Annotated in this window: 7 protein-coding genes; all 7 read left to right on the top strand. The window is 37.7% G+C overall.

Features of this window, described 5'->3' with window-relative positions:
* The coding region (locus HMPREF2963_RS03080; protein WP_186821951.1) for a Spy0128 family protein at positions 1-4,557 on the top strand (4,557 nt) is incomplete at its 5' end.
* Positions 4,558-4,747: 190 nt separating this feature from the next.
* Positions 4,748-6,163, top strand: a complete 1,416-nt coding sequence (locus tag HMPREF2963_RS03075; protein ID WP_070668593.1) for a hypothetical protein — start codon at positions 4,748-4,750, stop codon at positions 6,161-6,163.
* 111 nt (positions 6,164-6,274) lie between these two features.
* Positions 6,275-6,718: a zinc-dependent MarR family transcriptional regulator gene (locus tag HMPREF2963_RS03070; protein WP_003071123.1), complete on the top strand. Its 444-nt coding sequence runs from the start codon at positions 6,275-6,277 to the stop codon at positions 6,716-6,718.
* Positions 6,715-7,419: a metal ABC transporter ATP-binding protein gene (locus HMPREF2963_RS03065; RefSeq protein ID WP_070668590.1), complete on the top strand. Its 705-nt coding sequence runs from the start codon at positions 6,715-6,717 to the stop codon at positions 7,417-7,419. Before HMPREF2963_RS03070 ends, HMPREF2963_RS03065 begins: the two co-directional genes overlap by 4 nt.
* A complete protein-coding gene (locus HMPREF2963_RS03060) occupies positions 7,412-8,218 on the top strand; it encodes a metal ABC transporter permease (protein ID WP_006269729.1) in 807 nt (268 codons plus the stop codon). Before HMPREF2963_RS03065 ends, HMPREF2963_RS03060 begins: the two co-directional genes overlap by 8 nt.
* Positions 8,219-8,227: 9 nt before the next feature.
* Positions 8,228-9,730: a zinc ABC transporter substrate-binding protein AdcA gene (locus HMPREF2963_RS03055; RefSeq protein WP_070668588.1), complete on the top strand. Its 1,503-nt coding sequence runs from the start codon at positions 8,228-8,230 to the stop codon at positions 9,728-9,730.
* 179 nt (positions 9,731-9,909) lie between these two features.
* Complete coding sequence (locus HMPREF2963_RS03050) at positions 9,910-10,377, top strand: CopY/TcrY family copper transport repressor (RefSeq protein WP_049476222.1); 468 nt, start codon at positions 9,910-9,912, stop codon at positions 10,375-10,377.
* The last annotated feature ends 2 nt before the right edge of the window (positions 10,378-10,379 follow it).

Here is a 10,379-nt window from a genome sequence, read left to right as displayed (position 1 = left end):
CAGCTACAAAAAGACGAGTTTGAGTTTGAGTTGACTGGTAAGGAAGATCATATTCACCAAACGAAGAAAAACACTGCAGATGGGAAAGTCCAGTTCGATCGGATTGAATATACTAAAGTAGGTGAATACCATTACACTATTAAAGAAAAAAACAATGGTCTAGGTGGTATCACTTATGATTCGAAAGAAATAAAAGTTACTGTCAAAGTTACAGATGACGGCAAAGGAAAACTGAATTCTGAAATTTTCTATGAAAATAATGATCAAACTTTCAAGAACACATACTCAGTTACTAAAACAAATGTACAACTTTCCGTTAAGAAAGCATTGACTGGTCGCAAACTGAAAGCGCAAGAGTTTGAGTTTGATTTGGTTGATAATACTGAAGTTAGTCCAACTGTCGGTAAAATCTTGCAAACTGTTAAAAATAACGCCAATGGTGAGGTCAATTTCAAATCATTGGAATATACTAAAGCAGGAACTTATGAATATTTTATCCGAGAGAACAAAGGTTCTGCACCAGGAGTTACCTATGACCAAAAATTTATCACGGTAACAGTAGAAGTCAAGGAGAAATCCGGTAAACTTGAAGTTAGCAAAGTGACTTATATGACAGATGGAGAAGAAATTAAAAAACCAACTTTCAATAATCGCTATACTCCAGTTAAAACATCTGCTAAGTTAGAAGTGAAAAAGGTTTTAACAGGTCGTCCTCTTCAAGAAGGTGAATTTGAATTTGAACTCAAAGATCTACAACGAAATAAAAAGATTTTAGAAACTGTAAAAAATACGGCTGATGGTAAGGTTCAATTCAAAGAGCTTAAATATACTAAAGCAGGAATCTATCATTATACCATTAGTGAAAAGGCTGGTGATGTTCCAGGAGTTGAATATGAACCGAATCTTATCTCGGCAACTGTAACTGTCGAAGATAAGGGAGGAAAACTTGAAGTTACAAAGGTCACTTATTCGAAAGCTGGTGAGGAGACTAAAAACCCAACTTTTGAGAATCGCTATACTCCAGGAAAGACTTTCGCTCGATTAGAAGTGAACAAAGTTCTGACAGGTCGTCAGCTACAAAAAGACGAGTTTGAGTTTGAGTTGAAGGAAGATGGTAAACCAGATGTTCTTCAAACGGCTAAAAATGATGCCCAAGGAAAAGTTCAGTTCCAAGCTATTAACTACGACAAAGCAGGTGAGTACCACTACACCATTACAGAGAAAAAAGGTCAGTTAGGTGGCATTACTTATGATACGAAAGAAATAAAAGTTACTGTCAAAGTTACAGATGACGGCAAAGGAAAACTACATTCTGAAATTGTCTATGAAAAAAACGACACTACCTTCAACAACACCTACACCACTCAGGCTACTTCTGCAACCTTTGATGTAACCAAGGAGTTAACGGGTCGCAAACTGAAAGCGCAAGAGTTTGAGTTTGAGTTGAAGGAAGATGGTAAGCCAGATGTTCTTCAAACGGCTAAAAATGATGCCCAAGGAAAAGTTCAGTTCCAAGCTATTAACTACGACAAAGCAGGTAATTACCACTACACCATTACAGAAAAAAATAATGGTCTGACAGGAGTTACTTATGACTCGAGCAAAGTCAAAGTCACAGTTAAAGTAACGGATGATGGTAAAGGGAAGCTAAGTGCTTCCGTGACTTATGACGGTGGTAAAACGACCTTTAAGAATACGTTTACACCAAAAGAAATCACAGTGCCACTGCAGGTGACAAAAGCCTTAACGGGTCGAAATCTACAAGATGACGAGTTTGAGTTTGAATTATACGATGGACAAAACAAGCTACTTCAAACAGTTAAAAATAAAGCGGATGGTACGATTCCTTTCACAGCTCTTAAGTTCACCAAGACTGGTCTCTACAACTATACTATCAAAGAAAAAGATGGTAACGTTCCAGGTGTTGACTACGACAAGCAACCAATTAGAGTTACCATTCGTGTTCAACAGGAAGAGGATGGACAGTTGATTTACAATATCGTCTACCTCGGTCTTGACGAGAGCGGTAAGAATAAAATTTCTAAACAAAGCTTTACAAATAAATATACTGCCAAAGGTACCGATGCTACTTTCTCTGTCACGAAGAAATTAACCGGACGTACTTTGAAGGATGGCGAGTTTAGTTTTGATCTGAAAGAAGATGGCAAGGCAGATGTTCTTCAAACCAAGAAGAATGACAAAGCTGGTAAGGTTCAATTTGATACAATCAAGTATCAAACCGTTGGTACCCACAAGTACACCATTACAGAGAAAAACACAGGATTGGGTGGTGTGACTTACGACACCAAGACCATCAAGGTAACAGTTGAAGTCACTGATAATGGTAAAGGTCAGCTTGTTTCAAAAGTAACCTATGAAAACAATGACCAAACTTTCAACAATACATACTCTAGTCAAAAGGTTAGTGCACAACTAGGCGTAACCAAAGAACTGACAGGTCGTGCATTAAACGATCAAGAGTTTGAATTTGAATTAGTCGGATCTGATGACAACATTCGTCAAACGAAGAAAAATGCAGCAGACGGTCGTGTTACTTTTGATACGATTGACTATACAAAAGTTGGCACTTATCATTACACCATCAAAGAGAAAGACAATGGCTTAGGTGGTGTGACCTATGATAAGAAAGAAATCAAAGCGACTGTCAAAGTTACTGATGATGGCAATGGTCAGTTAGTTGCCCAAGTATCTTACGATACAGCTAATCCAACCCTCCGCAATACTTACCTTGCTAAGGAAACAACTGCGACATTAGAAGCGAACAAAGTGCTAACTGGTCGCGACCTAGAAGCGAATGAATTTGCCTTTGACTTGATTGATCCAAACGGTAAAGTGGTGGATACCGTTAAGAACGCTAAAGATGGTAAGATTTCATTTAAAGAGTTGACATTCAAAACAGCTGGAACTTATACTTATATCATTAAAGAACAAGCTGGTGCTTTAGGCGGTGTGAAATATGACACCAAAGTAATCAAAGCAACAGTCACTGTCACGGATGATGGTAAAGGTCAACTACATACAACAGTTGCTTATGAAAACAACCAAAACACCTTCACGAATACTTATTCAGCAGATAAAGCCACTGCAACTCTTTCTGCTAAGAAGCTATTAGAAGGTCGTAACCTCAAAGAAGGGGAATTCGAATTTGAACTGACTGGTACAGATGATCAAGTTCGCCAAACGAAGACAAATGCACAAGATGGTAGCGTCACTTTCGATACCATTGAGTATACTAAGGTGGGTACTTATCATTACACCATCACCGAAAAAGATACGAAACTCGGTGGTGTGAAATACGACACCAAAGTGATCAAAGCGACAGTCACTGTTACAGACGATGGTCAAGGCCACTTAGTAACAAAAGTTGCTTATGAAAAAGATGATCAGACCTTCAAGAACACTTATTCTGCTGCAAAAACAAACGCACAATTCTCTGTTAAGAAAGCCTTGACAGGTCGTGCTTTGAAAGATGGCGAGTTTGAGTTTGAATTGAAAGACCAAGATGATAAAGTTATTCAAAGCAAGAAGAATGCTCAAGACGGTAGTGTCACTTTCGATACGATTGAGTATACGAAGGCTGGTACTTATCATTACACCATCAAAGAAAAAGATAATAACTTAGGTGGTGTGAAATATGACACCAAAGTGATTAAAGCAACCGTAACCGTAACAGATAATGGTCAAGGTCAATTGGTAGCACAAGTTGCCTATGAACAGAACGACCAAACCTTTACGAACCAATACCAAGCTGCTCCAACAACTGCTCAGCTTTCAGCTAATAAACAATTAACTGGTCGTGACCTTAAAGCCGGTGAATTCAGTTTTGAACTGAAAAATGACAAGGACGAAGTGCTTGAAACGGTGACAAATGATAAGGACGGTAAGATTACCTTTAAGACGCTAACTTATACAGCAGTCGGTACTTATCAATACACGATTACCGAAAAAGATACGAAGCTTGGCGGTGTGAAATATGACGCCAAAGTGATCAAAGCCACTGTTACTGTGACAGACGATGGTCAAGGCCGCTTAGTGACAAAAGTTGCTTATGAAAAAGATGATCAGACCTTCAAGAACACTTATTCTGCTGCAAAAACAAACGCACAATTCTCTGTTAAGAAAGCCTTGACAGGTCGTGCTTTGAAAGATGGCGAGTTTGAGTTTGAATTGAAAGACCAAGATGATAAAGTTATTCAAAGCAAGAAGAATGCTCAAGACGGTAGTGTCACTTTCGACACCATTGAGTACACGAAAGCTGGTACTTATCATTACACCATCACTGAAAAAAATACAAAACTTCAAGGAATCACTTATGATAAGAAAGTGATTAAGGTGACAGTCACTGTCACAGATGATGGCAATGGTCAGTTGCACGCTAAAGTAAGTTACGACAAGAACATCAAGACATTTGAAAATCGCTATACTCCACCGAAGAAGGGCTTACCTAAGACAGGTACTGTCATTCATATGTTAGCTATTTTCATTGGACTCATTGTTTTGGCTGGTGCAGTTTATCTTATTAAGAAAAAATCTTGATAGAATTAAGCTTGTAGGAAAAATATAAGTCTAAAATTGGAAATCTAGTGAGAATCCTCATGAAACATGGAGAGTCTCATTAGGTCTCCTTTTTTTGAGCTCAAAAAGAGAAAAAAGAATATAGATAAATGCTTCAAAAAGATGTATAACTATAATTATCCCAAAATACAGCATTTTAGGAGGTGTCTATATGGATCAAGAAGATCTGTTTTGGATAACGATTAGTTCTTATTACTATTTGTATATCGTTTATTCTCTATTGGTGGATCAAAACTTGTTTCGTGAGATTCAAGATACGGACTTGCATCTGGTGTATAAGTATTCTGCTTGTCCTAAAACAAGTGTTTTCATACGTTGTTGCATGAAAAGTTTGTTTTATGTTGCCTTGCCTGTTTATCTCTTTTTAAACCGAACGCGTTATTATCAAGCTAGAGGTGAGGACGGGAAGCATCTGCACAAGCACGATTTTCTGTATCGCTATAGTGTTTACTTCACTTTTCCGCTGATTATTACTCGTATCATGGTTTATCTAGCGCAAGATGACACGAACGAAGTCGTCAATACGGTATCTAATCTATATTACACATTGATTTATCGGATTCCTTATTTTCAGTTATTATTTGCTTTATTTGTAGTGTATTTATATATTGTTGTGGCACATTATGTAGATAAAAGGTGTTTTCGATTTTACTTTATCAGCAATATAATGACAATTGTGGGCTCTCTCATCTTTATTATTCAATTTCTCGTTGGCTTCTATTTTTATTTTTTAGAGAGTGTTCCAGACGGGTTGAAGATTTTTTCTTTTTATTATGGAACAGTCCTAGCTTTAGAAAAGTTTTTAGCATGGTTAGTTATTTATATAGGCAATCACAACTATGGAGATCATTTGAGACAGTATGGTTTATATCAGAAAAAGAGATTGCTAGATTCACAGGCGATGAAACTTGTTCATTCTTTTGGAATGTGGATGACAAGTTTGTGGTTGTCTTTGAGGACGCGGTTTGCTTTGGTTCTGCTAGCGGTGACTTCCATAAACCTATCTCGTATTGTAGAATTTTTATCTAGAGGAAGTTTTCGCTGTGCAATGTGGCAGCTACTATCTATTTTTATTTTGTATCCAGCTTTATTTTTCCTTTTACCCATTTTCTTTCTTTATATTTTTCCGACGGATTCAAGCGATTCTCCGATAGGAAGTTACCTGCTCATTCGAAAAACGGAAAGTCAAACGATTTATTATTCAACTCCATCTTTAAAAATATTTTCTAAAGGTCAAAAATTGCTCTATCGGCAGCAATTGTTTTTGTTGGTAGACAGCTGGGTGAGTAAGAAGAATGTTCACTATTTGCGGTATCGTTCGGTAGAAACAGGAGTTACGTATTCTTTCATTTGGCAGCCACATACAAATTTGTTACGCTTGAATGGAGAAACATCGCAGGAGTTTATTCGAGATGGAACGAAAGATTATATTAAAAATTTGTCCAAGGATTCAATTACAAGTTTAGAAGGAACAGGATATGAAAAATGGGAACGACCAAAGGAAGAGTTGGAGCCATTTTCATGGCAAAAGCGAACGCGAAAGAAGCTATATAAAGGCTTGAGGTAATACTCGAGCCTTTCTGATGAAAAAGACACTGAAATTTTCACTTGACTCTTATTTTCTTTATGATATACTTAACTAGTAAAGAATTAACTGGTTAATCAGAAAGGGAGTAAAATGAGTCGGTTAGCACATGAAATTGATCGTTTTTTAAATGAAATCATTTTAAAATCTGAGAATCAACATGAGATTTTGATTGGATCTTGCACGAGTGGCATGCCATTGACTAATACTCAAGAGCATATTTTGATGTTGTTGTCTGAGGAATCTTTGACAAATTCAGAGTTGGCGAAACGTTTGAATGTCAGTCAGGCAGCGGTTACAAAAGCCATTAAGTCGTTGATTAAGCAAGAGTTGTTGGAGCCATTTAAAGATGTGAAAGATGCGCGCGTCATTTTTTATCGTTTGACAGAATTGGCGAAGCCTGTTGCAGCTGAACATCAACACCATCATCACCATACGATAGAAATCTACGAAAAAATTGCCAATCAGTATAGTTCTGATGAGAAAGTCATCATTCAAAAATTCTTAGAAACCTTAGTAGGAGAAATCGGAAGATGAGGTATATCACAGTTGAAGATTTGTCTTTTTATTATGACAAAGAGCCTGTGTTGGAGCATATTAACTACTTTTTAGATAGTGGCGAGTTTGTAACCTTGACGGGAGAAAATGGTGCTGCAAAGACGACCTTGATTAAAGCTAGTCTCGGAATTTTACAGCCTCGATTTGGCAAGATCACTATTTCTAAGACAAATACATCTGGTAAAAAGTTGCGGATTGCTTATTTGCCGCAGCAAATTGCTAGCTTTAATGCAGGCTTTCCAAGTACTGTCTACGAATTTGTAAAATCGGGTCGTTATCCACGAAAAGGTTGGTTTCGTCGTTTAAATGCCCATGATGAGGAGCATATTAAAGTCAGTTTAGATGCAGTTGGTATGTGGGAAAATCGCGATAAACGGATTGGCTCGCTGTCAGGTGGGCAAAAGCAACGAGCGGTCATAGCGCGCATGTTTGCTTCAGATCCGGATATTTTTGTCTTGGATGAGCCAACAACAGGGATGGATGCAGGCAGCAAGGATGAATTTTATAATTTGATGCACCATAGTGCTCATCGGCATGGCAAGGCTGTCCTGATGATTACACATGATCCAGAGGAAGTCCGAAAATATGCAGACCGCAATATCCATTTAGTGCGAAATCAAGATTCGCCGTGGCGCTGCTTCAACGTTCATGAGAGTGACAAGGAGGTGAGCCATGTTTAATTTACTAACTTATGATTTTATGCAACGGGCTTTTCTGGCTGTGATTGCTATGAGTTTGTTCTCACCTATTTTAGGAACGTTTTTAATTCTACGTCGTCAAAGTTTGATGAGTGATACACTTAGTCATGTGTCGCTTTCAGGAGTTGCATTTGGCTTGGTATTGGGTATTTCACCTACAATTTCAACAGTCATTATCGTGATGATTGCGGCAGTTTTTCTAGAGTATTTGCGCACTATCTACAAAGATTTTATGGAAATCGGAACAGCCATTTTAATGTCAACAGGACTTGCTATTGCTTTGATTGTGATGAGCAGGGGCAAAAGCTCCAGTTCCATGAGCCTAGACCAATATTTGTTTGGCTCTATTGTTACGATTAGTACGGAGCAGGTGATTTCGCTGTTTGTTATTGCGGCGATTGTACTTGTGTTGACTTTTCTCTTCATTCGGCCAATGTATATTTTGACCTTTGATGAAGATACAGCCTTTGTGGACGGTCTACCTGTGCGTACTATGTCTATTCTATTTAATATCGTGACAGGTGTTGCCATTGCTCTCATGATTCCAGCGGCAGGTGCGCTGTTGGTATCGACCATTATGGTGTTGCCGGCAAGTATTGCTTTACGGCTTGGGAAAAATTTCAAATCTGTTATTCTATTAGCTAATTTTATCGGATTTGTAGGTATGATTGCTGGATTGTATATTTCTTACTATGCTGAAACGCCAGCCAGTGCAAGTATTACGATTATTTTTGTCGGTGTATTTTTACTAGTGAATCTATTAAAAAAATTTATCAAATAGGAGTGAAAAATGAAGAAAATTGGTCTATTAGTAGCAAGCTTACTAAGTCTCTTTTTAGTGGCTTGTTCCAATCAAAAAAGCGCAAATGGGAAGCTAAATGTTGTGACAACATTTTATCCAGTTTATGAGTTTACTAAGCAAGTGACAGGTGATACTGCCAATGTTAAGTTGCTAATCGGTGCAGGGACAGAACCACATGAATATGAACCTTCTGCTAAGGCGGTTGCAACGATTCAAGATGCAGATACTTTCGTTTATGAAAATGAAAACATGGAAACTTGGGTGCCAAAATTGCTTAAAACCTTGAAAAAAGGTAAAGTGAATGTGGTGAAGGCGACTGGGAAGATGTTGCTACTGCCTGGTACAGAAGAGGAAGGAGATCATGATCATGGTAAAGAAGGACATCATCATGAATACGATCCTCATGTATGGTTATCACCAAAACGTGCTATTAAAATGGTGGAAAATATTCGTGACAGCTTAAGTAAACGCCATCCCGATAAGAAAGCGACTTTCCAAAAGAACGCAGCAGCTTACATTAAGAAATTAGAAACTCTGGATAAAGAATATGCAACTGGTTTAGCAAATGCAAAACAAAAAAGTTTTGTGACGCAACATGCTGCTTTTCGATATCTTGCATTGGATTATGGTTTGAAACAAGTTCCTATTTCAGGTCTTTCACCAGATAGTGAGCCTTCAGCAGCGCGTTTGGCTGAATTGACAAAATATATTAAGAAAAACAATATTAAGTATATCTATTTTGAAGAAAATGCTTCTCAAGCATTGGCTTCTACATTGGCAAAAGAAACAGGTGTGAAGTTAGATGTCCTTAATCCGCTTGAAAGTTTGACTGAAAAGCAAACAAAAGATGGAGCAGACTACATTTCCATCATGCAATCAAACCTGAAAGCTTTGAAAAAGACGACAGATCAAGCTGGTACTGAAATTTCTGCTGAAAAAGAAAAAAATACAAAGACTGTACAAAATGGCTACTTTGAAGATAGTGCTGTCAAAGACCGTACGTTGTCTGACTATGCAGGTCAATGGCAATCCGTTTATCCATATTTGCAAGATGGAACTTTAGACCAAGTCTTTGATTACAAAGCAAAATTAAGCGGTAAGATGACAGCTGCTGAGTACAAGGCTTATTACGAAAAAGGCTACAAGACAGATGTGTCTCATATCAATATCACAGATAAGACTATGGAATTTGTAGTCAACGGACAAAAGAAAAAATTTACTTACAAATACGTTGGTAAGCATACATTGACTTATTCTAAAGGCAATCGTGGTGTGCGTTTCATGTTTGAAACAACGGATAAAGATGCTGGAAAATATAAATATGTGCAATTCAGCGACCATAATATTGCACCAACGAAAGCAGCACACTTCCATATCTTCTATGGTGGTGAAAGCCAAGAAGCACTTTTCAACGAATTAGAAAATTGGCCGACTTACTACCCAACTAAGCTGAGCGGACAAGAAATTGCCCAAGAAATGCTGGCGCATTGATGAAGATGTAAGAGCGTAAAAACGTTCAGAAATTAGTCAAACTTAGGATTGTTTTTATGCAAAATAATGAAAATCGAGTTGAGCAATCTTCTCGATTTTTTGCTTGACAATTTCTGATTACAGATGTAAACTATAAAAGAATCAAAAATTACAATTGTAATCATAAGAGAGATGAGAAAATGGAACAACAAAATATCAGTAGGGCAGAATGGCAAGTTATGCGCGTGCTCTGGGCGTATCCTCATAGCCGGAGTACCGAAGTGGTGGAACGTTTAGAAGCTGATTTTGATTGGAAGCCAGCTACTGTTAAAACCTTGCTGAATCGCCTGAAAACCAAAGAGTTTATTTCAATGGAAAAGATTGAGGGGAAATTTTACTATGATGCATTGATTTTAGAAGATGAGCACTTGGAAAATAGTTGGCGTACCTTGCTTGACAATATGTGTAACACCAAGTATGGCGATTTAGTGGTTTCTATACTAGAAAGTAATCAATTTAGTCAAACGGATTTGTCTCGAATCCTAGATATTGTAAAAGAAAAGCAGATCCAAGCTCCTAAAAAGGTTGAATGCAATTGTCCGCTGGGTCAATGTACTTGCGGCGTGCATTGTCAAGATGAAACGAATAAATCCAAAATGGCGGAGTAAGA

The organism is Streptococcus sp. HMSC067A03, from assembly GCF_001814295.1.
Classification (GTDB): domain Bacteria; phylum Bacillota; class Bacilli; order Lactobacillales; family Streptococcaceae; genus Streptococcus; species Streptococcus constellatus.
Note: the sequence above shows the minus strand (reverse complement) of the source record. Positions and strands in the feature narration are given on the sequence as shown.

Bases quoted from the DNA above. Each gene is read 5' to 3' on its own strand.
- HMPREF2963_RS03060 (WP_006269729.1), top strand. From the start codon at position 7,412: ATGTTTAATTTACTAACTTATGATTTTATGCAACGGGCTTTTCTGGCT.
- HMPREF2963_RS03050 (WP_049476222.1), top strand. From the start codon at position 9,910: ATGGAACAACAAAATATCAGTAGGGCAGAATGGCAAGTTATGCGCGTG.
- HMPREF2963_RS03075 (WP_070668593.1), top strand. From the start codon at position 4,748: ATGGATCAAGAAGATCTGTTTTGGATAACGATTAGTTCTTATTACTAT.
- HMPREF2963_RS03055 (WP_070668588.1), top strand. From the start codon at position 8,228: ATGAAGAAAATTGGTCTATTAGTAGCAAGCTTACTAAGTCTCTTTTTA.
- HMPREF2963_RS03070 (WP_003071123.1), top strand. From the start codon at position 6,275: ATGAGTCGGTTAGCACATGAAATTGATCGTTTTTTAAATGAAATCATT.
- HMPREF2963_RS03065 (WP_070668590.1), top strand. From the start codon at position 6,715: ATGAGGTATATCACAGTTGAAGATTTGTCTTTTTATTATGACAAAGAG.